Genomic DNA, 24,460 nt, shown 5'->3' with positions numbered 1-24,460 from the left:
CGGTCGGAGCGGATCGCCGGCCGGCGTCGCACGAGCGGGCCTTGCCGGCGACCGGCCGGCCGCCGGCGGCCGGTGCGGGGCCCTGGCCGGGCGGGCTTGACGGTGAGGTTCCGGGGCGAAGCGACGTCGGGCGAGGCCCGCTGAGTGCCGGGCGTGACGCCGGCCGCGAGGCCGGTTCGCGGCGGGGGCCCGCGTCGCGCGCCGAGCGCGTCTCGCCGGCGGCCGGTGCGGGGCCCTGGCCGGGCGGGCTCGGCGACCGACGCTCCGCGCGGCGCCCGGACCGGGCCGCCCCGCCGGCGATCGGCAGGCCAACGGCGAGGCCCTGGCTGGCGGGCTCGGCTACGTCCCCGGGCGGAGCCCGGTGAGCGCCGGGCGGAACGCCGGGCATGTGCCCGGCGGGGCGGAACCCTGGCCCGCGGCCTGGCGGGCGCGGGACTTCCGGGAGATGTGGGACGAGCTGCGCCCCGTCGGCCAAACCGCCGGAGGCTACCGGCGGTTCGCGTGGACGTCGGTCGACGCCGAGCTGCGGGCCTGGTTCCGGGCGCAGGCCGCGGCCCGTGGGCTGGCCCACGAGGTGGACCGCAACGGCAACGAGTGGGCCTGGCTCGGCGACCAGGACCGCGGCGACGCCGTCGTCACCGGCTCCCACCTCGACTCGGTGCCCGGCGGCGGTGCCTTCGACGGTCCGCTCGGCGTGGTCTCCGGCTTCGCCGCCCTCGACGGGCTGCGGGCCAGGGGAGTGACGCCGCGCCGGCCGCTCGCCGTCGTCGCGTTCGCCGACGAGGAGGGCGCCAGGTTCGGCGTGGCCTGCGTCGGCTCCCGGCTGGCCTGCGGGCTCCTCGACCCCGAGCGCGCCAGGTCGCTGCGCGACGCCGACGGCGTCACGCTGGCCGCCGCCATGGAGCGGGCGGGACACGACCCGGCCGCCATCGGCCCGGATCCCGAGCGGCTGGCCCGGGTGGGCGCCTTCGTCGAGTGCCACATCGAGCAGGGCAGGGCCCTGGCCGACCTCGGCCGGCCGGTCGGCGTGGGCTCGGTGATCTGGCCGCACGGCCGCTGGCGGTTCGACTTCGCGGGCGAGGGCAACCACGCCGGCACCACCCGCCTGGCCGACCGGCGCGACCCGATGCTCACCTACGCCCACACCGTGCTGGCCGCCCGCAAGCGCGCCAGGCTGGCCGGCGCGCTCGCCACCTTCGGCCGGGTCGCCGTCGAGCCCAACGGGGTGAACGCCGTGCCCTCGCTGGTCAGCGGCTGGCTCGACTCCCGCGCCGCGGACGCCGGCACGCTCGACGAGCTCGTCGCCGGCATCGAGCGCACCGCCGCCGAGCGCGGCGCCAGGGACGGGGTGACCGTCACCGTCACCCGCGAGTCCCACACGGCGGCCGTCGCCTTCGACCCGGCGCTGCGCGAACGCGCCGCCGCACGCCTCGGCGGCGCACCCGTGCTGCCCACCGGCGCGGGACACGACGCGGGAATCCTGTCGGCGGCCGTGCCCACCGCCATGCTGTACGTACGCAATCCCACCGGGGTGTCCCACGCACCCGCCGAGCACGCCGGCGAGGACGACTGCCGTGCCGGTGTCGCCGCGCTGACCGACGTACTGGAGGACCTGGTGTGTCCCTGACCGCACAGCTCTACTGGGCGGAACACGCCTGGCTCAACGGCACCGTCGAGCCCGGCGTGGTCATCGCCACCGCCGACACCGGCCACATCACCTCCGTGCGCCCCGGCGTCGACGAGCCGCCGATCGGCGCCGTCGACCTGCGCGGCCTCACGATCCCGGGCCTCGCCAACGCGCACAGCCACGCCTTCCACCGGGCGCTGCGTGGCGCGGCGCAGATCGGCGGCGGCACCTTCTGGACGTGGCGCAACGGCATGTACGACCTGGCCGCCCGGCTCACCCCGGAGAACTACCTCGCCCTCGCGACCGCCGTCTACGCCGAGATGGCGCTGGCCGGGATCACCTGCGTCGGCGAGTTCCACTACGTGCACCACGCGCCCGACGGCACGCCCTACCGCGACCCCAACGCCATGGGCGAGGCACTGATCGCGGCCGCCGCCGAGGCCGGCGTCCGGATCACCCTGCTCGACGCCTGCTACCTGGCGGCCGGCTTCGGCGAGCCGGCCACCCCACGGCAGCGGCGGTTCTCCGACGGGACCGCCGAGCGCTGGGCGGAGCGCGTCGACGCCCTGCGCCCCACGGCCCACGCCCGGATCGGCGCGGCGATCCACTCCGTGCGGGCCGTGCCGGCCGAGGCGCTGGCCACCGTGGCCGGCTGGGCCACCCAGCGGCGCGCCCCGCTCCACGTCCACCTCTCCGAGCAGCCGGCGGAGAACGAGGACTGCCTGCGCGCGCACGGCCGCACCCCCACCCGGCTGCTCGCCGACCACGGCGTGCTCGGCCCCGGCACGACCGCCGTGCACGCCACCCACCTCACCGACGAGGACATCGACCTCCTGGGCCGCTCCGACACGCGGGTCTGCGTCTGCCCGACGACCGAGCGCGACCTCGCCGACGGCATCGGCCCGACCACCCGGCTGCGGACGGCCGGCAGCCCGCTCTGCCTGGGCAGCGACAGCCACGCCGTGATCGACCTGCTGGAGGAGGCGCGCGCCCTGGAGCTCGACGAGCGGCTGCGCTCGCGCGCCCGCGGCCACTTCACGGCCGGCCAGCTCCTGCGGTCCGCCGCCGAGCACGGCCACGCCGCCCTCGGCTGGCCGGAGGCCGGCCGCATCGAGCCGGGCTGGCTCGCCGACCTGACCACGGTCGCCCTCGACACGGTCCGTACCGCGGGGCCGCCGCCCCGACTGGCCCTGGAGGCCGCGATCTTCGCCGCCACCAACGCCGACGTGCGGCACACCGTGGTCGCCGGCCGCCACATCGTCCGCGACGGCGAACACCAACTCGTCCATGACATCCCCCGCCGCCTCACCGCGGCCGTCGCCGTCCTCCGGGACGAGCACTGACGCGGCGGCCTGGCCGGCCGGCCCGAGCCGCCATGCCGCCGTGCGGCGGCTACGTGCCGTTCGGCGGCGGTGGCCGGCGGCAGCGACGGGCCCGCTTCGCCGCCCCGCCGCTGCGCGGCCGAGCCCCGGCCCGTGGGGCCCGCCGCGCCTGCGGCGGCTGCGTGCCCTCGCGGCTTCGCCGCCTCGCCGCTGCCTGGCGGGGCCCTGGGCCCGTGGCGGTCGCCGCTTGGCCCGGGTGTGCCGGTGGTTGGCGGCCCGTCGGGTGGCTGGTGTCTCACGCAGATCGGCGGTGCCCGCCGCTACCCGCGCCGGCTTCGCCGTCCCGCCGCTCCGTGGCCGAGCCACGGCCTTGCCGGCGCGCGGCGGCCGGCGCCGCAGGCGCGGCTCTTGTCCGCTCGCCCCTACCGGCTGGCCGGCTTCGCCGCTCCGCGGCCGAGCCGCGGCCGGCCCGCGCCGCAGGCGCAAGTCCGCGATCGCCGGGCGGCGCCGACGGGCTGGGTGGCCGGCGGCACGCCACGGCCTTGCCGCCGCGTGGCGGCTGCGCGCCTTCGGCCGCGCAGCGGCCGGCCCGCGCCGCAGGCGCGGCCTTTGTCCGCTCACCCCTCCGGAGGAGGAGGCACCACACCGTGTCGGAACCGCTGAGCCCGTCCCGGAGGGGACCCGTCGTCGTCACCGGCATCGGCGCGCTGGTCACCAACGATCCCGCGCTCGGCCCCGGGCCGCTGGGGGTGGTGCGGGACGCGGCGCTCGTCGTCGAGGAGGGACGCGTCGTCTGGGTCGGTCCCGCGCGCCGGGCCCCGGACGCCGACCGGCGGCACGACGTGGGCGGTCGGGCCGTGATCCCCGGGTTCGTCGACTCGCACTCGCACCTGCTGTACGCCGGGGACCGCACCGAGGAGTTCAACGCCCGGATGTCGGGGCGGCCCTACACCGCCGGCGGCATCCGCACCACGGTGGCCGCCACCCGTGAGGCGAGCGACGCCGAGCTGACCGCCCGGCTCGCCGCCCACCTGCGGGAGATGACACGGCAGGGCACCACGACCGTGGAGACCAAGTCCGGGTACGGGCTGACCGTGGAGTTGGAGGCCCGCGCGCTGCGCGTCGCGCGCGCCCAGCTCCAGGAGGTCACCTACCTCGGCGCGCACGTGGTGCCGCCCGAGTACGCCGACTCGCCCGAGGAGTACGTCGCGCTGGTCACCGGGCCGATGCTGGACGCCTGTGCCCCGCACGCCCGGTGGATCGACGTGTTCTGCGAGCGCGGTGCCTTCGATGCCGACCAGGCCCGGGCCATCCTCACCGCTGGGCGCCGGCGCGGCCTTGAACTCCGGGTGCACGCCAACCAGTTGACGGCCGGACCGGGCGTCAGGCTGGCCGTCGAGCTGGGCGCGCGGTCGGCCGACCACTGCACGCACCTCACGGACGCCGACGTCGACGCGCTGGCCGAAAGCGAGGGGCAAACGGTGGCAACCCTGCTCCCCGGCTGCGAGTTCTCCACCCGCTCGCCCTACCCGGACGCCCGCCGGTTGCTGGCCGCCGGCGTCGTCGTGGCGCTCGCCACCGACTGCAACCCGGGGTCCAGCTTCACCAGTTCGATGCCGTTCTGCGTGGCCCTCGCGGTCCGCGAGATGGGCATGACCCCCGACGAGGCCCTGTGGTCGGCCACCGCGGGCGGCGCGGCCGCGCTCGCGCGGACGGACGTCGGTCGGCTCACGCCGGGGGCGCGCGCCGACCTGGTGGTGCTCGACGCGCCGTCCCCCGTGCACCTCGCCTATCGTCCGGGCGTCCCGTTGGTCGCGGAGGTCTGGCGGTCGGGTGAACCGGAGGTCGGCGCGGCCGGCTGAACCGCCTGCGCCGCCCAGGCCCTGGCCCGCGCCAGCTCGTCGGCGTGCAGCGCCTCGCCGGCCGCGAGCACCCGGGGCCGCAGTTCGGGCGCCGTCGTCCTGGCCCGGAAGAGGAACGCCACGGACACCTCGTGCTCCGGCCGGTGCAGCACCTCGATCGGGTCGCCGGGGCTGATCAGGCCCGGGGTGATGACCCGGAAGTAGGCGCCGGGCGTGGCCTCGGCGGTGAAGCGCTTCACCCAGCCGCGCTCGCCGAGCCAGTCGGCGAAGGTGGCGCACGGGATCCGCGCCGAAGTCGCCTCCAGCACCAACTCGTCGCCCACCCGCCACCGTTCGCCGATCCGCACGTCGCTGACGTCGATCCCGAGCGTCGTCAGGTTCTCGCCGAACACGCCGGCGTCGAGGTCGCGACCGAGCTGCTCGGCCCAGCGGTCGAGGTCCTCCCGCGCGTACGCGTAGACCGCCTGGTCGTCGCCGCCGTGGTGGCGCCGGTCGCACACCGCGTCCCCGGCGAGGCCGCCGCCGCCGACGCCCTTGGGCCCCGGGGCCGTCACCAGCACGGGGCCGCCGGTCGGTCGCTTGTCGATGCCGGTCAGGCCGCCCGGCGCGTCGGTCCTCGCGGTCCGGCTCGCCCGGCCCACGTTGACGGAGTGGAGTCTTCGGGTGCTCGACATGGCGTCACCCTATGTCCAGCACCGCCTTGCCCGGCACCTCGCCGGCGGCCAGCGCCGCGGTGGCCTCCCGCGCCCTGGTCCAGTCGCCGCGCCAGCCGATCTGGGTGTCGAGCTCGCCGCGGGCCACCAGGCCGGACAGCCAGGAGAGGTCGGCGGCCAGGCCCTCGCGGTCCTCGAGCAGGAAGAAGCTCTGGATGGAGCGGTTGGTCGCCCCGACGAAGTCGGCGGGCACGTAGGTCTCGGGCTGCTCCGAGGTGTGCCCCATGGTCAGCAGCGTGCCGTGCCGGGCGAGCGCGCGGAACGCCGCGACCCGGTGGTCGCCGCCCACCATGTCGAGCACGCCGTGCACCGGGGCGTCGAGGCCCGCGATGCCCTCCGCGCCGATCACCACCTCGTCCGCGCCGAGCGAGCGCAGCGTCTCGGCGCCGGCCGGGTTGGTGGTGGTGGCGATGACGTGCGCGCCGCCGCGCGACGCGAGCTGGAGGGCGAACCGTCCGACGCCGCCGCCGGCACCGGTGATCAGCACCCGGCGGCCGAGCAACGGCCCGATCCGGTGCAGCCCGCGCAGCGCGGAGCCGGCGGCGACCGGCAGGGTGCTGAGGGCGCCGAGGTCGGCGCCCTCGGGGGCGATGCCGACGCCCGAGGCGTCGACGGCGCGCAGCTCGGCCCACGCGCCGTCCGCGGCGAGTGTCACCACCGGGGTGCCCTCGGCGGGGCCCGAGCCGTCGGCCGCCGCCCGCTCCACGACCCCGGTGGCGTCCCAGCCGGGGATCCACCCGGCGGCGCCGCCGGGCAGGCCGTGCACCACCTCGCCGTAGTTGAGAGAGAAGGCGGCCACCCGGATCAGCGCCTGGTGCGGGGCGGGCACCGGGTCCGGCACCTCGGTCAGGGACAGCTGGCCGGGGGTCGAGTGGTCGATGGTCCAGGCGCGCACGGCGGCTCCTCACGTCGGTCGGGAACACTGCGAAGCGATCATATGCCGGCGACTGACATTTGTCGCCGACTGCCAGTTCTGCCCCGGGTAGACTCCGCCGCGTGACGGACACGGGACTGACGCTTCGCGAGCGCAAGAAGCTCAGGACGCGCCGCGCGCTGGTCGAGGAGGCGCTGCGGCTGTTCACGGAGCGGGGTTTCGGTGAGGCCACGCTCGACGAGGTGGTGGCCGCCGTCGAGGTCTCCCAGCGGACCTTCTTCCGCTACTTCTCCTCCAAGGAGGATGTCGCGCTGGCGCCGGAGAAGGAGCTGTGGGCGGCGTACGTCGTCGAGATGGAGCGCCTGCCGCCGCCGGCCGAGGGGTCGCCGTTGCCGCGTTTCGAGGAGGTCCTCTTCACTGCCGTGGCCGGCATGGCCGACGGCTGGGAGCGGCGCTTCCTGGTCAGCAGGGCGCTGTGCGACCGCACCCCGACCCTGGTGGCGCACAGCCTGCGGCACTGCGCGGAGGTCACGGACCGGGTGGTGGCCCTGGCGGGGCGGCGGAGCCGGGGCGACGAGCTGCGGATCCGCCTCACGCTCGAACTGATGCTCGCCGCCTGGCGCTGGGCCATGCACCAGTGGTCCGCCGAGGCCGCGGCGTCGTCCGCCGCGGCCCCCGGCGGAGCCGACCGGGAGGCGCTCTACGCGCGCATGCGGGAAGCCTTCGCCGCCCTCCCCGGCGTCGTCGCCCTCGTGACCGAGCGCGGCTGACACCGGGCGGGGGCGGCGGCGGGCCGCCGGCCGTGTGCCGGTGGAGGTTACTCCTCGACCATCAGCCCCCGGCGCAGCTTGCCCAGGGTGCGGGCCAGCAGCCGGGAGACGTGCATCTGCGAGATCCCCAGCTCCTCGCCGATCTCGGACTGGGTCATGTTGCCCACGAACCGCAGCGAGAGGATCCGGCGGTCACGCGGGGGAAGATCGGCGATCAGCGGCTTGAGGGACTCGATGTACTCGACGCCTTCGAGGTCGTGGTCCTCGTAGCCGATGCGGTCGGCGAGGGCGCCCTCGGACTCGTCCTCCTCGGGCTGGGCGTCGAGGGAGCTGGCGGTGTAGGCGTTCGACGCCGCCATGCCCTCGATGACCTCTTCCTCGCTGAGCTTCAGCCGCTCGGCCAGCTCGGCGACGGTCGGCGCGCGGTCCAGCTGCTGCGCCAGCTCGTCGCCCGCCTTGGCCAGGTCGAGCCTGAGCTCCTGGAGCCGGCGCGGCACCCGCACCGACCAGGAGGTGTCGCGGAAGAACCGCTTGATCTCGCCGATGATCGTCGGCATCGCGAAGGTCGGGAACTCGACGCCGCGATCGGCCTCGAACCGGTCGATGGCCTTGATCAGGCCGATCGTGCCGACCTGGATGATGTCCTCCATCGGTTCGCTGCGGGAGCGGAACCGGGAGGCGGCGAACTTGACGAGCGCCAGGTTGAGCTCGACCAGGGTGTTGCGTACGTAGGCGTACTCGTGCGTGCCCTCTTCGAGGATCCGCAGCCGCGCGAAGAGGCTCTTGGAGAGTGCGCGCGCGTCCTGCGGCGCGACCTCGTCATAGCGCGGGATCTCGGGGAGCGACGCGAGCACGTCCTCGGCCGACTCCAGCTCGTGGATCGGCTCGACGTCCGGCTCGGACCGGGTCACGGATGCCGGGGGAGTGGGATTCCCGATGTGCGGTTGTTGTGTTCGAGGGGCGGGTGACATGTGTGTCCTCCGTAGTCGTCTCGGCATATGGCTGCCGGAGCCATGACGTGCACTGCGAGTGCGGCGCCTCCAAAGCCGGCGTGGGGTATGTGTGCCCTCTACGCCTATCGGTCCAACGGCGGCGATGGCAAGTCTGCTACGCCCGAATCCGGAGGTATGCCCGTCCTGTTCGGGTGTTGAGCCGGCCGCCCAAGAGCTATGGTTTCGAACCTAGCCAACAACGCGCTCCAAACTGAAGGGGGCTGCATGGACCGCGCGATGCCGGACAGTCCGCACCGGCGCCAGCTGACGGTCGATGTGCGCCGCATGGGGTCGGGCGTCGTGGTGGCGCCCTCGGGTGAGCTCGATCACCATTCCGCCGACCGACTGCGGGAGTCGCTGAACGCCTGCGTCGCCGACGGTCGTTATCGGATCGTTATCGACTGCTCCGGGCTCGAGTTCTGCGACTCCACCGGCCTCAATGTGCTTCTCACCACACGCATGGAGGTCGAGGCGGCGGGCGGGCAGGTGCATTTGTCCGGAATGCGGCCGATTGTCGCCCGAGTTCTGGAGATAACGGGCGCCGGCGCCGTGTTCTCCGTGCACGAAACCCTGGCCGAGGCGCTCGCGGCGCTGCCGGCCGACTGATCGCCACCGGCGGGCCCGCTGTACGGACGGCGCGTGGCGCGTCAAACTGAGGCGCGTCAGACGCGCGCGAACAGATCGCCCGGACGAGGTGGGTGTGCCCGTCGCGTGTCAGGGCAGAAGACACGACGCGTCGGATCGTGGGGAAGACGGACCGGCGTGCCAGCGGGCGCGTCCGAGGACGAGGGCGCGGGAACGAGATCGACGGCGCGGCGATGCGGCGAGGGGAGCGTGCATGGGGTCCACCCGACCGTACCCGGCAGGCGATCCCGGCCAGGACTCGGCCGGATCGCCACCCGAGGGACAGTTGCGCCAGGTGCGCAGGCTGCGCCTGGTCGGCACCGCGGGCGTCGTCTCACGCGCCCGGGAGTTCGCCCGCGTGGCGCTCCACGACTGGGGCTGGCTGCCCGCCGCCACCGCCGAGCAGCGGGCCTCCGCGGAGGACGCGCTGCTGGTCGTCTCCGAACTGGTGACCAACGCCTGCCTGCACGCCGGCGGCCCCGAGGAGCTGCGCCTGGGCCACGGCCCGAAGCTGCTGCGCGTCGAGGTGCTCGACCGCGGCCTCGGCGTCCCCGCCCTGGCCTCCACCCGCCGCGCGGGCCGCCCCGGCGGACATGGCATGTTCATCGTCGAGCGGCTCTGCCTCGACTGGGGCGTGGTCCGCGAGACCGGAGCGACGGGGAAGACGGTCTGGGCCGAGCTCGCCGCGCCCCCGGCCTGCGACGACGGCCGCGAGTGACTTAGGCCCTGTCCGGGCGGTCTTCTTCGGGCCCTTGCCTCCCCCAGCCATGGGGGTCCCCCCGGACGGAGTCTGGGGGAGGCTGGGAGGTGCCCCCATCGCTACGGCACCTCGCCGCGTTGCCCGCGCCGCGGAGCGGCATGTCGGGCGCTGCGCGCGAATACGGCTGGGTATGAGCTGCGCTGCTGTCGAGGTGCGGCTCCGCCGCGTGGGGCGCCTTGAGCGAAGCGACTGGGGGCACCTCCCCGGGGGCACCTCCCTGGGGGTACCTCCCAGCGTTGGCTGGGGGCCGTTAGCTGGGGGAGCACCGCGTCTGACGCCGCGGGCTGATCCTCGAAGACCGCCCGGACAGGACCTGGAACCTCGGTTCTTCCCAGCCGGTCACGCCCGGGCGTCTACCATCACCACCATGACCCGAGTACTGCTCGCAGAGGACGACGCGTCCATCTCGGAGCCGCTGGCCAGAGCGCTGCGCCGCGAGGGATACGAGGTAGAGGTTCGGGAGGACGGCCCGTCCGCGCTGCGCGCCGGGCTCGGTGGGGACGTCGATCTCGTGGTGCTCGACCTGGGGCTGCCCGGCATGGACGGCCTCGAGGTCTGCCGCCGGCTGCGCACCGAGGGCCTCGGCCTGCCGGTGCTGGTGCTGACCGCGCGCGCCGACGAGGTGGACACCGTGGTCGGTCTCGACGCCGGCGCCGACGACTACGTGACCAAGCCCTTCCGGCTCGCCGAGCTGCTGGCCCGCGTCCGCGCCCTGCTGCGGCGCGGCACGGCCGAGGCGGCGCCGGCCCCCACCGTGCACGGCATCCGGATCGACGTCGAGTCCCACCGCGCCTGGATGGGCGAGGAGGAACTGCACCTGACCGCCAAGGAGTTCGACCTCCTGCGGGTGCTGGTGCGGGACGCCGGCCGGGTCGTCACCCGTGAGCAGCTGATGCGCGAGGTCTGGGACACCACCTGGTGGTCGTCCACCAAGACCCTCGACATGCACATCTCCTGGCTGCGCAAGAAGCTCGGCGACGACGCCGCCAACCCGCGCTACATCGCCACCGTCCGCGGCGTGGGCTTCCGCTTCGAGAAGAGCTGAGCCGGGGCCCCCTTACGTGCGCCGTCGCCTCATCACCTCCACGCTCGCCGTGGTGCTCGTCGTCATCGCGGTCTTCGGCGTGTCCCTCTTCACCATCGAGGCCAGGTCGATCGAGTCGAGCGCCGCCGACCGACTCGACTCCGAGACCGCCCGGCTGCTCGCCGACGTCGAGAGCCGCATCGCCAACGGCGACGAGCTCACCGCCGAGGCGCTGCGCGCCTCCGTGCCCGCCGACCGGCACGTCACGATCCAGGTGCCCGACACCCCGTCCATCACCATCGGGCAGCCCATCGAGGGTGGCGTGATGCGCGCCCAGGAGACCGGCACGCACGGCGAGACCGTTGTCGTCGAGCAGCCCCGGTCGGTGGTGACCGACGAGGTGAACCGGATGCTCACCCTGATCCTGGTCGTCTCCCTGCTGGCCGTCGCCGCCGCCGGGCTGCTCGCCGTGCAGCAGGCGTCCCGGGTGGCCGCCCCGCTGCTCGACCTCGCCGAGACCGCCGAGCGCCTCGGCTCGGGCGACCCCCGCCCCAGGCACCGCCGCTACGGCGTCCCCGAACTCGACCGGGTCGCCGACGTGCTGGACGCCAGCGCCGAGCGCATCGCCCGGATGCTCACCGCCGAGCGCCGGCTGGCCGCCGACGCCTCGCACCAGCTGCGCACCCCGCTGACCGCGCTCTCCATGCGGCTGGAGGAGATCATCGCCACCGAGGACCGGGACACCGTCCAGGAGGAGGCGAGCATCGCCCTCACCCAGGTGGAGCGGCTGACGGACGTGGTGCAGCGGCTGCTCACCAACTCCCGCGACCCCCGCCTCGGCTCCGCCGTCGGCTTCGACCTGGACGAGGTCGTGGTGCAGCAGATAGAGGAGTGGCGCCCGGCCTACCGCAACGCCGGCCGCGCCATCGTCCACTCGGGCAAGCCGGGGCTGCGCGCGGTCGGCACCCCGGGCGCCGTCTCCCAGGTGCTGGCCTGCCTGGTGGAGAACGCGCTGATGCACGGCGCGGGCACGGTGGCGCTGCGCACCAGGACCACCGGCAACCAGGTGGTCGTCGAGGTCACCGACCAGGGGCCAGGAGTGCCGACGGAGCTCGGCGCCCGGGTCTTCGAGCGCACCGTCAGCGGCCGCAACTCCACCGGCCTCGGCCTGGCCGTGGCCCGGGACCTCGCCGAGGCGGACGGCGGCCGTCTCGAACTGCTCCAGGGCAGGCCGCCGGTCTTCGCACTGTTCTTGAGCAGAGAGGCGGAGTCGCGGGGCGCCGAGGAGGGCTCAGCGCGGGGGTGACGAGGGGGCGGCCGGCTCGGCGCCTGCCGGGTCCTCCGCGACCCGGAACACCCAGGTGCGGTAGGACCAGAACCGGAAGAGCGAGCCCAGGCCGAGCCCGACCACGTTCTTGGCCACGTTGTCGGCGAGCGACGAGGTGAAGTCGAGGCCGTAGTGGGAGAGCGCGAGCACCCCGTTCTCGATCACCATCCCCACCCCGGAGAACAGCAGGAAGAGGCTGGCCTCCCGGCTCCGCCCGCTCTTGTCCCGGTCGCGGTAGGTCCAGTAGCGGTTGCCCACGTAGTTGGTGACGATCGCGGCCGTGGTGGCGAGCACACCGGAACGCACCGGGGCCAGGCCCGCGCCCTGGGTGCACAGGTTGAAGACCACCACGTTGACCACGACGCCGAGCGCGCCCACGGTGCCGAACTTCGCGACCTCGTGGGCGATACCGCGCATTCGGTCGCGGAGCGTGAGCCCATCGCTCATGGTGGCATCGTAGCCAGGCAGTCCCGGCCGCTCTCGGTGGGGGGACGACGGATACGCTGGGTGCGTGACTTTTCCCGTGGTCGGCATGGTCGGAGGCGGTCAGCTCGCCCGTATGACCCATGAGGCGGGCATCCCGCTCGGCATCCGGTTCAAGCTGCTCAGTGACACTCCGCAGGATTCAGCCGCTCAGGTGGTGCGGGACGTGGTGGTGGGCGACTACCGCGATCTGGACACGCTGCGTGGTTTCGCGCGCGGTTGCGACGTGATCACGTTCGATCACGAACACGTGCCGACCGAGCATCTCCGGGCGCTGGAGGCCGAGGGCATCGCCGTGCGGCCGGGCCCCGACGCCCTGGTGCACGCCCAGGACAAGGGCGTGATGCGCGCCAGGCTGACCGAGCTCGGCGTGCCCTGCCCCCGCCACCGGCTGGTCGCCGACCCGGCGGACGTGGCGCGCTTCGCCGCCGAGGTCGGCGGCTTCCCCGTGGTGCTGAAGACCGTGCGCGGCGGCTACGACGGCAAGGGCGTCTGGGTGGTCGACTCGGCCGCCGAGGCCGCCGCCACCACCGCCCCCTTCCTGGCCGGCGTGCCGGTGCTCGCCGAGGAGAAGGTCGCCTTCACCCGCGAGCTGGCCGCCAACGTGGTCCGCTCCCCGCACGGCCAGGCCGTCGCCTACCCCGTCGTCGAGTCCGTCCAGGTGGACGGCGTCTGCGACACGGTGATCGCGCCCGCGCCCGACCTCGCGGACGAGCTCGGCCTCGCCGCGCAGCAGCTGGCGCTGCGCATCGCCAAGGAGCTGGGCGTCGTCGGTCACCTGGCCGTCGAGCTGTTCGAGACCACCGACGGCCGGGTGCTGGTCAACGAGCTGGCGATGCGCCCGCACAACTCGGGCCACTGGACCCAGGACGGCGCCGTCACCTCGCAGTTCGCCAACCACGTCCGCGCGGTGCTCGACCTGCCGCTCGGCGACCCGCGACCGCGCGCCCCCTGGACGGTGATGGCCAACGTGCTGGGCGGCGACTTCCCCGACATGTACCCGGCCTACCTGCACTGCATGGCCCGCGACCCCCGGCTGAAGATCCACATGTACGGCAAGGACGTCAAGCCGGGCCGCAAGGTGGGCCACGTCAACACCTACGGCGACGACCTGGCCGAGGTCCGCGAGCGGGCCCGGCACGCCGCCGACTACCTCCGAGGAGTCATCACCGAATGAGCACCGCCTCCGCCCTCGGCGGCCCCCTGGTCGGCATCGTGATGGGCTCCGACTCCGACTGGCCCGTGATGAAGGGCGCGGCCGACGCGCTGGCCGAGTTCGGCGTCCCGCACGAGGTCGACGTCGTCTCCGCGCACCGCATGCCCCACGAGATGGTGGCCTACGGTGAGGGCGCGGCCGGCCGCGGTCTGAAGGCGATCATCGCCGGCGCGGGCGGCGCCGCCCACCTGCCTGGCATGCTCGCCTCCCTCACCCCGCTGCCGGTGATCGGCGTGCCGGTGCCGCTCAAGCACCTCGACGGGATGGACTCGCTGCTCTCCATCGTCCAGATGCCGGCCGGTGTGCCGGTGGCCACCGTGTCGGTCGGCGGCGCCCGCAACGCCGGGCTGCTCGCGGTCCGCACCCTGGCCGCGCACGACCCCGAGCTGCTGGAGCGGATGCGGGAGTTCCAGCGCGGCCTGAAGGAACAGGCCACCGAGAAGGGCCGGCGGCTTCGGGCCGCCCTGGCCGGCGGCGCCGCGTGACCGGGGACCGCCTCGCCGAGGCCCGCGCGCTGCTCGCCGAGCACCCCGTCGTCGACGGCCACAACGACCTGCCGTGGGCGCTGCGCGAGCAGGTCGGCTACGACCTCGACCGCCGCGACATCGCCGTCGACCAGAGCGCCGCCCTCCACACCGACCTGCCGCGGCTGCGCGCCGGCGGCGTCGGCGGCCAGTTCTGGTCCGTGTACGTGCCCGGCCGGCTCGCCGGGGACGCGGCCGTCAGCGCCTGCCTGGAGCAGATCGACGCGGTGCGGATGCTGCTCGACCGCTACCCGGACCGGCTGGTGGCCGCGGCCACCGCCGACGAGATGGAGGCGGCGCGGCGGGAGGGCCGGATCGCCTCGCTGATGGGCGCCGAGGGCGGCCACTCCATCGCCAACTCGCTGGGCACGCTCCGCGCCCTCCACCGGCTCGGCGTCCGGTACATGACGCTCACCCACAACGAGAACAACGACTGGGCCGACTCGGCGACGGACGAGCCACGGCACGACGGCCTCTCCGCCTTCGGCGAGGAGGTGGTGCGGGAGATGAACCGGATCGGCATGCTGGTCGACCTCTCGCACGTCGCCGCCACCACCATGCGGGACGCGCTGCGGGTCACCGAGGCGCCGGTGATCTTCTCGCACTCCTCGGCGCGCGCCGTCTGCGACCACCCGCGCAACGTCCCCGACGACGTGCTGGCCGCGCTGCCGGCCAACGGCGGGGTGGCGATGGTCACCTTCGTGCCGAAGTTCGTGCTGCCGGAGGCCGTGGAGTGGACCCGGCGCGCCGACGAGAACATGGTCGCCAAGGGCCTCCACCCGCTGGACACGACCGAGGCCGGGATGCGGGTGCAGCGCGCCTTCGAGGCGGCGAACCCCCGCCCGCGCGCGACGGTCGCCACGGTCGCCGACCACCTGGACCACATGCGGGAGGTCGCCGGCGTCGACCACCTCGGCATCGGCGGCGACTTCGACGGCACGGCGTTCCTCCCGGACGGCCTGGACAGCGTCGCCGGCTACCCGCTGCTGATCGCCGAACTCCTCGACCGCCGGTGGTCGCGCAGCGACCTCGCCAAGCTCACCTGGCACAACGCGGTCCGCGTCCTCCGCGACGCGGAGTCCGTGGCCCACGACCTCTCCACCCACCGCGGCCCGTCCCTCGCCACGATCGCGAGCGCGTAGCGCTCGTCAGAACCGACGCGGGCGGGCGCCCGGCCGAGCGGCTGCGCCGCGGGCCGCTGCCGCAGGCCGGCAGGGCCGCGCGGCGACGATGCCGTCGGCACGGCACGGCACGGCACGGCCGGCTCGGCCGGTGCCGGTCGTCGACCGCCGCACCGGCCGCACCTGCCTCAGGGCGGCGAAGCGGCTGGCCCTGGGCCGCGCGACGCCGTGAGCGGCACGGCGGCGCCGGTCGTCGCGTGCCGTGGGCGAGCGTCCGGCCGAGGATGCCACGGCGCGATGCCGTCGGCTTGGCGCGTGCCGGCGGGCGCGTACCGGCCTTCGGCCGCCGTCGATACGGCTTGCCGTGAGCGTCGACATGCCTGCCGTCGAGTGGCTCCGCGGGCGAACGCCGGCCGAGGCTTCACGCCCGCGCCGGCTTGGCCGCCACCGGCAGGCGCACGGCCGCCCATCCAGGGGGCGAATGCCGCATTGCGGGCAAGGTGGTCGATAGTGGCCGCCGCTGAAGCGGCCCGTGACCGAGGTCACGTCGGGGGCGGGTGGGTCGGGGGACCCTTGCGGGGCGTGCACCGGCGTGCCGCCTCAACTCGGCTGCGCCTGCGCGGAGTTGCGCGCCGCCCACGCATCAGGCAAGTCGCCCCCCGCATTCGCGTGACTCCGTTCGGTGATGATCGAAAAGTGGTGGTATTCCCCGTCACACCGGGACGGAACCCCGTTTCTTGTCCTGCCCGAACGCCTCGGCTTACCGTCATCCCGCGCCGCGATCCCGTGGCGAGCCGCCGCCGGACGCCGAGTCCTGCCACCGGAGGCGGTCGTGGCACCACTTCCGCATGGCAGGAGCGGGGGACCCAATCTCCCGCCGGCCGTCCCCCCAGGACGCCGGCTCGGGGTGAAGCCACCGCCGAACGACCTTCGGCCGTGGCCGGGCGACTCCGGCCCGAACCCGACAGCTCACCTCGTAGGCGTCTGGAGGAGGAGCACAGCCATGTCCGCACGCGGACGTCACCGCCGTCAGCGCGCCCGCGCCCGGCACATATCGCGCATCTCCCTGATGCTCTCCGCCGGCGGAGCCGGCATCGTCCTGCCCCTGGTCGCCTCCGGCACCGCCCACGCCGCCTCGGCCGAGACCTACGAGGTCAAGGCGGGCGACACCCTCTACGAGATCGCCGCCGAGCACGACGTCGACGGCGGCTGGCAGGCCCTGTACGAGGCCAACCGGGACGTCGTCGGCGACGACCCGCGGCTGATCACGCCGGGCCTGGAGCTCGTCCTCGACGAGGACGCCGCCGTCTCCACCCAGTCCGCGCCGGCCGACCAGACCGCCGCCGAAGCCCCGGCCGGGGACTACACCGCGCCGGTCTCGGGACCGCTCGGCACCGCCTACGGCGTCGCCGGCTCGATGTGGTCCTCCGGGCACCACACCGGCGCCGACTTCCCCGTCGCCTCCGGCACCCCGGTCGCCGCGATCACCTCGGGCGAGGTGGTCAGCGCCGGCACGGTGAACTCCTACGGCAACGAGGTCATCATCCGGCACGACGACGGCCGCTACAGCCAGTACGCGCACCTGTCGTCGATCTCCGTGAGCGCCGGCCAGACCGTCTCGACGGGCGACCAGATCGGCCTGTCGGGCTCCACCGGCAACTCCACGGGTCCGCACCTGCACTTCGAGGTGCGCACCGGGCCGGACTACGGTTCGGACATCGACCCGCTGGCCTACCTCAGGGAGCACGGCGTCGACATCTGAGCCGTCCGAGCCGCCCTCGTGCGACAGGGCCCCGCCGCGCACCTTCCCCCTCGCCGGCGGGGCCCTGTCCCCTTTCCCCCGGTCCCCCGTTCCCCCGTCAGTCCCCGAGCCGCTGGTAGGCGCGGATCGCCAGCGTCGCGAAGACCGCCGTCAGCAGCGCCGGCCAGGCGATCGCCAGCGCCAGCGCGTGGTCGGTGGCCCATGAGTCACCGCCGAGGCCCGGGTTGCCGAAGAGCTCGCGGATCGCGCTGACCGTCGCCGACAACGGGTTCCACTCCGCGATCGTGCCGAGCCAGCCCGGCATCATCTCCGGCGCGGTGAAGACGTTGGAGAGCGCGGTCAGCGGGAACGCCAGCGGGAACACCGTCGTGCTCACCGTGTCCGGGTTCCGCAGGAGCAGCCCCAGGTAGATCCCGATCCAGGTGAACGCCACCCGCAGCGCCAGCACCAGCGCCACGGCCAGCAGCGCCCGCCCGAGGCCCCGGTGCCACTCCCAGCCCACCAGCAGGCCGCAGACCACGAGCACCGTCATCTCCAGCGCCGCCCGCATCAGGTCGGCCGCCGCGCGCCCGGTGAGCAGCGCGGTGCGGGCCACCGGCATCGAGCGGAAGCGGTCCACGACGCCGCGCCCGGCGTCGACGGCGATCGCCGCGCCGGTGGCGCCCATCCCGTAGAGCATGGTCATGGCGAACACGCCGGGCACCAGGAACTCCCGGTAGTTCCCGCCGCCCGGCACGGTCATGCCGCTGCCGAAGACATAGCCGAAGACGAGCACGAACATGATCGGCAGCGCGAAGTAGAGGATCAACTCCTCCGGGCTGCGCGCCAGGTGGGCCATGTTCCGGCGGGTCATGGTCCAGCCGTCCGCGACGGCCGCGTTCGGCCTGCTCATGCCGCCACCTCCGTCCGTGCCGCGCCGGGCCGCCCGCGCTCGCCCGTGAGGTGCAGGAACGCCTCGTCCAGGGTGGGCCGCCTGGTGCCGATGTCCTCGACGGCGAGGCCGGCGCCGCGCACCGCGGCGACCACGTCGGTCAGCGCGGTCACCCGGTCCCGGACGGCCACGCTGACCCGTCGGGTGTCCGTGTCGATCTCGGGCGGCCGCCCGTCCCCGACCCGGGCCACGAGCGCGGCCACCGCCTCCAGCTGGTCCCGGTGCCGGGCGACGACTTCCACCCGGTCGCCGCCGATCAGCCCCTTGAGCGTGTCGGGGGTGCCCTCGGCCACCACCCGACCGGCGTCGATGACGGCGATCCGCTCGGCCAACTGGTCGGCCTCCTCCAGGTACTGGGTGGTGAGCAGCACGGTGGTGCCGGACGCGACCAGCGAACGGACGGCGTCCCACACCTGGTTGCGGCTGCGCGGGTCGAGCCCGGTGGTCGGCTCGTCGAGGAACAGCACCTCGGGCGTGCGGACCAGGCTGGCCGCCAGGTCGAGGCGGCGCCGCATGCCGCCCGAGTACTGCCCGGCGTTGCGGCCCGCCGCCTCGGTCAGGCCGAAGCGTTCGAGCAGTTCGTCGGCCCGGCGGCGCGCCGCGCGCGGGCCGAGCTTGAAGAGACGGCCGAACATCACCAGGTTCTGCCGGCCGCTGAGCAGCTCGTCGACCGCCGCGTACTGCCCGGTGAGGCCGATCACCTCGCGCACCTTGTCCGGCCGGCGGGCCACGTCGTGTCCGCAGACAGTGGCCCGGCCGGCGTCGTAGCGCATCAGCGTGGCCAGCGCCCGGACGGTCGTCGTCTTGCCGGCGCCGTTCGGCCCCAGCAGGCCGTAGACCATGCCGGCCGGCACGGTCAGGTCGAGGCCGTCGAGGGCCTGGTGGCCCGGGCTCCCCCCGTAGCGCTTGCGCAGCCCCTCGGCCGCTATGGCGTGGTCGGTCACTGCCGCTCCCCCTCATAACCTTGTACACCGTAGAGTTTCGCTGTACACCGTACAAGGTTCTAGGATCGTGTCAAGCGACGACTGGACCGACGAGGAGAGGGATGGCTGCCGAGCGACGCGGACGGCGGGACCCGGAATACCTGATGGACCTGCTGTGGCGCACCCGGTCGGAAGGCAGCCGGGGGCCGCGCGGCGCGCTCAGCGTGGACCGGGTCGTCACGGCGGCGGTGGAGATCGCGGACGCCGAGGGGCTCGGCGCCGTCTCGATGCGTCGGGTGGCGGAGCGGGTCGGCGTGACGACGATGTCGCTCTACACCTACGTGCCGAGCAAGGACGACCTGCTCGACCTGATGTTCGACGTGGCGTCCGGCCGGCCCGACACCAGCGCCTGGCCGGACGACTGGCGGGGCGGCCTCTCCGCCTACGCCGAGGACATGCGCCGGGTGCTGCTGGCCAGGCCCTGGATGCTCGACGTGCCCATCGGGGCGCCGCCGATGGGCCCCAACAACCTCGCCTGGATGGAGGCCGCGCTCTCCACCATGGCGGACACCCCGCTCACCGAGGACGACATGATGGGCGTGCTGACCATCCTCAGCGGCCACGTGCTCACCGAGGTGCGCCAGCAGCTGACGATGAGCCGGGCGACCCCCCGCACCGGGGTCGACTACGCCGACTGGGACGAGGTCTACCGCCGGCTGCTGACGCGGGCCGCCGCCTCCGGCCACTACCCGACGATCGCCCGGGTGATGGCGGCCGTCACCCAGGACGACGAGCGCGGCCCCGAGGAGGACTTCGTCTACGCGGTGGACTTCATCCTGGACGGCGTGGCCGCCCTGATGCGCACCCGCCAGGCCGTCTGACGGCGGCGACGCGCTAGTTGACGATGATGTAGTTCAGCCGGACGCTGAGGTCGCTGCCCCACTCGACGTTCCCGCGCACGATGATGCGGCCGTCGCTGTGCGGCGCCACGTTGTAGACCTGGAGCCGGGCGTTGCCGATGAACGGTACGCCGTCCGCGTTGAGTTCACAGATCGAGACCGCGACCTGACTGAACGCGTTGACCTGTGCGGTCGGCAGCGTCTCGGTGTGCAGGAACTCCCCGCTCCAACGGAAGTCGGCGAAGTGCCAGAAGGTGCTGGACGGGATCCCGGAGCGCACCACCTTGCCCATGTCTTCGCTACTGCGACTCAATGCGTCCGGAACGAAGTTGGCCGTGGGTATGCCGGAGGTGCCGGCCAGCTGGTCAGTGGCTTCCCCGTGCTTGCTCATGGTCGTCATGGCGGTCTCACCTCGTAGCAGTCGGGAATGTTGCTCTCAGCGTGCCACCGGCCCCCTGAGCTCACCACTCGGCCGCACCCGGACGGGCTCTGACCCGCGAAAACCCCGCTAGGGAAGGTTCCTCGCCATGACGATCCGCTGGACCTGGTTCGTGCCTTCATAAATCTGGGTGATCTTGGCGTCCCGCATCATCCGCTCCACCGGGTAGTCGCGGGTGTAGCCGTAGCCGCCGAGCAGCTGGACCGCGTCCGTGGTGATCTCCATCGCCGCGTCCGAGGCGTAGCACTTGGCCGCCGCCCCGAAGAACGTCAGGTCCGTGTCCTCGCGCTGCGACCTGGCGGCCGCCGCGTAGGTGAGCTGGCGGGCCGCCTCCAGTTTCATCGCCATGTCGGCCAGCATGAACTGCACGCCCTGGAAGTCCCCGACCGGCTTGCCGAACTGCCTGCGCTCGCGGACGTACCCCTTGGCGTAGTCCAGCGCGCCCTGCGCGATGCCGAGCGCCTGCGCCGCGATGGTGATCCTCGTGTGGTCCAGCGTGCGCATCGCGGTGGCGAAGCCGGTGCCCTCCGCGCCGATCATCCGGTCGGCCGGGATCCGCACGTTGTCCAGGTAGACCTCGCGGGTCGGCGAGCCCTTGATGCCGAGCTTCTTCTCCGGCGCGCCGAAGGACACGCCCGCGTCACCCTTCTCCACCACGAACGCCGAGATCCCGCCCCTGGTGCGCTTCTCCGGGTCGGTCACGGCCATCACCGTGTAGTAGTCGGAGACGCCCGCATTGGTGATCCAGCGCTTGACGCCGTTCAGCACGTAGTGGTCGCCGTCCCGCACCGCCCTGGTCTTCATGCCGCCCGCGTCCGAGCCGGCGTCGGGCTCCGAGAGGCAGTAGGAGAACATCGCCTCGCCCCTGGCCAGCGGCGTCAGGTAGCGGGCCTTGAGCTCCCGGGAGCCGGACAGCATCAGCGGCAGCGAGCCCAGCTTGTTGACCGCCGGGATCAGCGAGGACGAGGCGCAGACCCGCGCCACCTCCTCGATCACGATCACCGTCGCCAGCGCGTCGGCGCCCGCGCCGCCGAACTCCTCCGGCACGTGCACGGCGTGCAGGTCGCTGCCCACCAGCGCGTCGAGCGCCTCCTGCGGGAAGCGGCCCTCCTCGTCCACCTCGGCCGCGTGCGGGCCGATCTTCGCCTCGGCCAGCGCGCGGACCGACTCGCGGAGCATCTCGTGCTCCTCTGCCGGGCGGTACAGATCGAAATCCGCGTCTCCTGCCACGTGACCCAACTCCCTCGCGACGAGCGGCATGCTAATGACCGTTAAGTAACATGCATCGTAGGCCGCCACGGCCGCCGCCGACAGGTGGGCTTCCCGACAACCGGCGGACACCGTCGCGGGCTATGCTCGTTGCCATGTCTCCGAAGATCACGGTCATCGGCCTCGGATACCTCGGCGCCACCCACGCGGCGGCCATGGCCGAGCTCGGCTTCGAGGTGCTCGGCCTCGACGTGCTCCCGGAGAAGATCGACCGGCTCAGGCGCGGCGAGGCCCCCATGTACGAGCCGGGCCTCGACGAGCTGCTGCGCCGGCACGTCACCGGGCTGCCGGGATCCACCGGCCGGCTCTCCTTCACGGATTCGCCCGCCGAGGTCGCCGCCTTCGGTGACGTCCACTTCGTCTGCGTCAACACCCCGCAGAAGCCGGGCGAGTACGCCTGCGACATGAGCTACGTCGACGCGGCCGTCGACGCCCTCGCCCCCCACCTCGACCGCCCGGCCCTGGTCGTCGGCAAGTCAACCGTGCCGGTCGGCAGCGCCGCCCGGCTGGCCCGCAGGCTCGCCGAGCTCGCCCCGGCGGGCGAGGCCGTCGAGCTGGCGTGGAACCCGGAGTTCCTGCGCGAGGGCTTCGCCGTCGAGGACACCCTGCGCCCGGACCGGATCGTGGTCGGCGTCACCAGCGAGCGCGCCGAGACGCTGCTGCGCGAGGTGTACGCCACCCCGCTGGCCGCCGGCACCCCCTTCATCGCCGCCGACCTGCCGACCGCCGAGCTGGTCAAGACGGCGGCCAACGCCTTCCTCTCCACCAAGATCTCGTTCATAAACGCCATGGCGGAGATCTGCGAGGCCGCCGACGGCGACGTCGTCACGCTGGCCGAGGCCCTCGGCCACGACGACCGCATCGGCCGCAAGTTCCTGCGCGCCGGCATCGGCTTCGGCGGCGGCTGCCTGCCCAAGGACATCCGCGCCTTCATGGCCCGCGCCGGCGAGCTCGGCGCCGCCGAGGCGCTGTCGTTCCTCCGCGAGATCGACTCCATCAACATGCGCCGCCGCGCCGCCATGGTCGAGCTCACCAGGGAGACGCTGGGCGGCTCGCTGCTCGGCAAGCGGGTCGCGGTGCTCGGGGCCGCCTTCAAGCCCGACTCGGACGACGTGCGGGACTCCCCGGCGCTCAACATCGCCGGCCAGCTCCACCTCCAGGGCGCCGAGATCACCGTCTACGACCCCAAGGGCATGGAGAACGCCCGGCAGGTCTTCCCCACCCTGCGCTACGCCGAGTCCGCCGCCGAGGCGGCGCGCGGCGCGCACGCCGTGCTGCATCTCACGGAGTGGCGCGAGTTCCGCGAGCTCGACCCGGCGGCCCTCGGCGAGCTCGTCGCCGACCGGCAGATCCTCGACGGCCGCAACGCGCTCGACCCGGCGTTGTGGCGCAAGTCCGGCTGGACCTACCGGGCGCTCGGCCGGCCCACGGCCTGAAATCCCCGCCGCTTTCCTCAATAGTTCCTCAACCCCGGCCAATTGACGGTGCGCTGACGCTATCGTCCCCGCATGCCAGAGATCACGGGGACGAAACCACCGACCAGCGCGAATCCGCCGGAGGCGGAAGGCGGCACGGAACTCAAGCGGGTGATGGGGCCGGGGTTGCTCCTGCTCTTCATCGTGGGGGACATTCTCGGCACCGGCGTCTACGCGCTGACCGGGCGGGTCGCCGCGGAGGTCGGCGGCGCGGTGTGGCTGCCGTTTCTCTGCGCCTTCACAGTGGCTTTGCTGACGGCCACCAGCTATCTCGAACTCGTCACCAAATACCCACGCGCGGGCGGCGCGGCCGCCTACTCGCACCGGGCCTTCGGCATCCACTTCCTCACCTTCCTGGTGACCTTCGCGGTGATGTGCTCAGGCCTGACCTCGGCCTCCTCGGCCTCCAAGGCCTTCGCCGCCAACCTGCTGTCCGCGCTGGACGTGGACGGCGACACCGGCCGGATCGCCATGGTCATCGCGCTCGCCTTCATGGCGGCCATCAGCCTGGTGAACCTGCGCGGCGTCGGCGAGAGCGTCAAGGCCAACGTGGCGCTCACCGCCGTCGAACTGTCAGGACTGCTCATCGTGATCGGGGTCGGCGCGTGGGCGGTGCTGCAGGGAAAGGGCGAATTCTCCCGCGTCACCGAGTTCGACACGACCGGTGGTGAAACGGCCTTCGGTGCCGTGACCGCCGCGACCGCGCTCGCCTTTTTCGCGATGGTCGGATTTGAGGATTCGGTGAACATGGCGGAGGAGACGAAGGACCCCGTTCGGACCTTTCCGCGCATGATGCTGATCGGCCTGTGTGTGACGGGTGCGATTTACGTGTTGGTCGCCATCGCCAGTGTCGCTCTCGTGGAACCGGCCGAGTTGGGCGAGGGGGAAACACCGCTGCTGCGGGTGGTCCAGGCCGGCGCGCCCGGATTCCCGATCGACCTGTTCGCCTGGATCACGATGTTCGCGGTCTCCAACTCCGCGCTCATCAACATGCTGATGGCCAGCCGACTGCTCTACGGCATGGCCAGGGAACGGTGCCTCCCCGCGCCCCTCGGCCGGCTGCTGCCGGGTCGCCGCACCCCGTGGGTCGCCATCACCTTCACCACCCTGCTGGCGTTCCTGCTCATCGGCTACGCCGACCTGACGGCGCTCGGCGGCACGACGTCGCTGCTGCTGCTCTGCGTCTTCACCATCGTCAACGTGGCGGTGCTCGTGCTGCGGCGCGACCGCGTCGCCCACCGCCACTTCCGCGCCCCCACCGCCCTCCCGGTCATCGGCGCGGTGCTCTGCGCCTACCTGGCCACCCCGCTCTCGGGCCGCTCCGGCGACGACTACCGGGTCGCCGGCTGGCTGATGCTGCTCGGCGTCGCCCTGTGGGGCTGTGTCTGGCTGGCCAACCGGGCGCTGAAGGCACGCGCCACGGCCGAAGCCGACCGGTCCTGACGGGGCGGACCACCGCTGGTGGTGGCACCGAGGGGTGGGGGGGGGGGGGGGGGACCGCGGCGCGCGCCGCGGCCGCCTCG

The 24,460-nt window shown here is 73.7% G+C and carries 23 protein-coding genes and 1 riboswitch; of the genes, 15 read left to right on the top strand and 8 right to left on the bottom strand.

The features are described from left to right. Positions 1–445 precede the first annotated feature (445 nt). From ACFWI8_RS16085 to hutI, 3 genes are all read left to right on the top strand, one after another. A complete protein-coding gene (locus tag ACFWI8_RS16085) occupies positions 446–1,627 on the top strand; it encodes an allantoate amidohydrolase (protein ID WP_387091158.1) in 1,182 nt (393 codons plus the stop codon). Then, on the top strand, positions 1,618–2,970 hold the full coding sequence (locus tag ACFWI8_RS16080; RefSeq protein ID WP_387091083.1) for a formimidoylglutamate deiminase: 1,353 nt from the start codon (positions 1,618–1,620) through the stop codon (positions 2,968–2,970). Before ACFWI8_RS16085 ends, ACFWI8_RS16080 begins: the two co-directional genes overlap by 10 nt. A gap of 626 nt (positions 2,971–3,596) precedes the next feature. Next, positions 3,597–4,811 (top strand): imidazolonepropionase, encoded by a 1,215-nt coding sequence (gene hutI / locus ACFWI8_RS16075; protein WP_387091080.1) that lies wholly within the window; start codon positions 3,597–3,599, stop codon positions 4,809–4,811. On the opposite strand, the gene ACFWI8_RS16070 is transcribed toward hutI, so the two are convergent. Further along, positions 4,739–5,485, bottom strand: a complete 747-nt coding sequence (locus ACFWI8_RS16070; RefSeq protein ID WP_387091078.1) for an MOSC domain-containing protein — start codon at positions 5,483–5,485, stop codon at positions 4,739–4,741. The genes hutI and ACFWI8_RS16070 overlap by 73 nt on opposite strands. Before the next feature lie 4 nt (positions 5,486–5,489). Next, positions 5,490–6,419 (bottom strand): zinc-binding dehydrogenase, encoded by a 930-nt coding sequence (locus ACFWI8_RS16065; RefSeq protein ID WP_387091075.1) that lies wholly within the window; start codon positions 6,417–6,419, stop codon positions 5,490–5,492. A gap of 101 nt (positions 6,420–6,520) precedes the next feature. On the opposite strand from ACFWI8_RS16065, the gene ACFWI8_RS16060 reads away from it, so the two are divergent. Beyond that, positions 6,521–7,168, top strand: a complete 648-nt coding sequence (locus ACFWI8_RS16060; RefSeq protein WP_387091073.1) for a TetR family transcriptional regulator — start codon at positions 6,521–6,523, stop codon at positions 7,166–7,168. A 47-nt stretch (positions 7,169–7,215) separates the two neighbouring features. Here the strand turns inward: ACFWI8_RS16060 and ACFWI8_RS16055 are convergent, their stop codons facing one another. Beyond that, positions 7,216–8,079, bottom strand: coding sequence for an RNA polymerase sigma factor SigF (locus ACFWI8_RS16055; protein WP_387091070.1), 864 nt, complete (start codon positions 8,077–8,079; stop codon positions 7,216–7,218). 306 nt (positions 8,080–8,385) lie between these two features. On the opposite strand from ACFWI8_RS16055, the gene ACFWI8_RS16050 reads away from it, so the two are divergent. The 4 genes from ACFWI8_RS16050 to ACFWI8_RS16035 all read left to right on the top strand — a co-directional run bounded on the left by ACFWI8_RS16050 (position 8,386) and on the right by ACFWI8_RS16035 (position 11,874). Further along, positions 8,386–8,766: an STAS domain-containing protein gene (locus ACFWI8_RS16050; protein WP_387091067.1), complete on the top strand. Its 381-nt coding sequence runs from the start codon at positions 8,386–8,388 to the stop codon at positions 8,764–8,766. 232 nt (positions 8,767–8,998) lie between these two features. Next, the gene (locus ACFWI8_RS16045; RefSeq protein WP_387091064.1) at positions 8,999–9,502 is read left to right on the top strand and encodes an ATP-binding protein; all 504 of its coding nucleotides are present in this window, start codon (positions 8,999–9,001) and stop codon (positions 9,500–9,502) included. A 409-nt stretch (positions 9,503–9,911) separates the two neighbouring features. Further along, positions 9,912–10,589, top strand: a complete 678-nt coding sequence (locus tag ACFWI8_RS16040; protein WP_387091061.1) for a response regulator transcription factor — start codon at positions 9,912–9,914, stop codon at positions 10,587–10,589. Between the two features lie 16 nt (positions 10,590–10,605). Further along, entirely contained in the window at positions 10,606–11,874 is a 1,269-nt protein-coding gene (locus tag ACFWI8_RS16035; RefSeq protein WP_387091059.1) for an ATP-binding protein, read from the top strand. On the opposite strand, the gene ACFWI8_RS16030 is transcribed toward ACFWI8_RS16035, so the two are convergent. Next, positions 11,860–12,342, bottom strand: coding sequence for a GtrA family protein (locus tag ACFWI8_RS16030; RefSeq protein ID WP_387091057.1), 483 nt, complete (start codon positions 12,340–12,342; stop codon positions 11,860–11,862). The two genes, ACFWI8_RS16035 and ACFWI8_RS16030, sit on opposite strands and share 15 nt — an antisense overlap. Positions 12,343–12,406: 64 nt before the next feature. Between ACFWI8_RS16030 and ACFWI8_RS16025 the strand changes: the two genes are divergently transcribed. The 4 genes from ACFWI8_RS16025 to ACFWI8_RS16010 all read left to right on the top strand — a co-directional run bounded on the left by ACFWI8_RS16025 (position 12,407) and on the right by ACFWI8_RS16010 (position 17,001). Further along, positions 12,407–13,555 (top strand): 5-(carboxyamino)imidazole ribonucleotide synthase, encoded by a 1,149-nt coding sequence (locus ACFWI8_RS16025; protein ID WP_387091054.1) that lies wholly within the window; start codon positions 12,407–12,409, stop codon positions 13,553–13,555. Continuing rightward, positions 13,552–14,079, top strand: coding sequence for a 5-(carboxyamino)imidazole ribonucleotide mutase (gene purE, locus ACFWI8_RS16020; RefSeq protein WP_387091051.1), 528 nt, complete (start codon positions 13,552–13,554; stop codon positions 14,077–14,079). Before ACFWI8_RS16025 ends, purE begins: the two co-directional genes overlap by 4 nt. After that, complete coding sequence (locus tag ACFWI8_RS16015) at positions 14,076–15,260, top strand: dipeptidase (RefSeq protein ID WP_387091048.1); 1,185 nt, start codon at positions 14,076–14,078, stop codon at positions 15,258–15,260. Before purE ends, ACFWI8_RS16015 begins: the two co-directional genes overlap by 4 nt. A gap of 805 nt (positions 15,261–16,065) precedes the next feature. Further along, a riboswitch (cyclic di-AMP (ydaO/yuaA leader) is annotated at positions 16,066–16,237 on the top strand. A gap of 5 nt (positions 16,238–16,242) precedes the next feature. Beyond that, positions 16,243–17,001 (top strand): peptidoglycan DD-metalloendopeptidase family protein, encoded by a 759-nt coding sequence (locus ACFWI8_RS16010; RefSeq protein ID WP_387091045.1) that lies wholly within the window; start codon positions 16,243–16,245, stop codon positions 16,999–17,001. A 97-nt stretch (positions 17,002–17,098) separates the two neighbouring features. Here ACFWI8_RS16010 and ACFWI8_RS16005 read toward each other — a convergent pair whose 3' ends face one another. Together ACFWI8_RS16005 and ACFWI8_RS16000 are read right to left on the bottom strand one after the other, a co-directional pair. Further along, positions 17,099–17,893 (bottom strand): ABC transporter permease, encoded by a 795-nt coding sequence (locus ACFWI8_RS16005; RefSeq protein WP_387091042.1) that lies wholly within the window; start codon positions 17,891–17,893, stop codon positions 17,099–17,101. Further along, a complete protein-coding gene (locus ACFWI8_RS16000) occupies positions 17,890–18,876 on the bottom strand; it encodes an ATP-binding cassette domain-containing protein (RefSeq protein ID WP_387091039.1) in 987 nt (328 codons plus the stop codon). The genes ACFWI8_RS16005 and ACFWI8_RS16000 overlap by 4 nt, the downstream gene beginning before the upstream one ends. A gap of 101 nt (positions 18,877–18,977) precedes the next feature. Between ACFWI8_RS16000 and ACFWI8_RS15995 the strand changes: the two genes are divergently transcribed. Further along, positions 18,978–19,736 (top strand): TetR/AcrR family transcriptional regulator, encoded by a 759-nt coding sequence (locus ACFWI8_RS15995; protein ID WP_387091036.1) that lies wholly within the window; start codon positions 18,978–18,980, stop codon positions 19,734–19,736. A gap of 13 nt (positions 19,737–19,749) precedes the next feature. Here ACFWI8_RS15995 and ACFWI8_RS15990 read toward each other — a convergent pair whose 3' ends face one another. Together ACFWI8_RS15990 and ACFWI8_RS15985 are read right to left on the bottom strand one after the other, a co-directional pair. After that, a complete protein-coding gene (locus ACFWI8_RS15990; protein WP_387091034.1) occupies positions 19,750–20,154 on the bottom strand; it encodes a hypothetical protein in 405 nt (134 codons plus the stop codon). Between the two features lie 108 nt (positions 20,155–20,262). Continuing rightward, entirely contained in the window at positions 20,263–21,423 is a 1,161-nt protein-coding gene (locus ACFWI8_RS15985; protein WP_387091155.1) for an acyl-CoA dehydrogenase family protein, read from the bottom strand. Between the two features lie 134 nt (positions 21,424–21,557). Here ACFWI8_RS15985 and ACFWI8_RS15980 point away from each other — a divergent pair, with 134 nt between their 5' ends. Both ACFWI8_RS15980 and ACFWI8_RS15975 read left to right on the top strand, forming a co-directional pair. After that, positions 21,558–22,898, top strand: a complete 1,341-nt coding sequence (locus ACFWI8_RS15980; RefSeq protein WP_387091031.1) for a UDP-glucose dehydrogenase family protein — start codon at positions 21,558–21,560, stop codon at positions 22,896–22,898. Between the two features lie 72 nt (positions 22,899–22,970). After that, on the top strand, positions 22,971–24,380 hold the full coding sequence (locus tag ACFWI8_RS15975; RefSeq protein WP_387091028.1) for an APC family permease: 1,410 nt from the start codon (positions 22,971–22,973) through the stop codon (positions 24,378–24,380). The last annotated feature ends 80 nt before the right edge of the window (positions 24,381–24,460 follow it).

Origin of the sequence: Streptomyces sp. NPDC127098, assembly GCF_042722465.1 — a bacterium.
GTDB classification, from domain to species: domain Bacteria; phylum Actinomycetota; class Actinomycetes; order Streptomycetales; family Streptomycetaceae; genus Streptomyces; species Streptomyces millisiae.
Note: the sequence above shows the minus strand (reverse complement) of the source record. Positions and strands in the feature narration are given on the sequence as shown.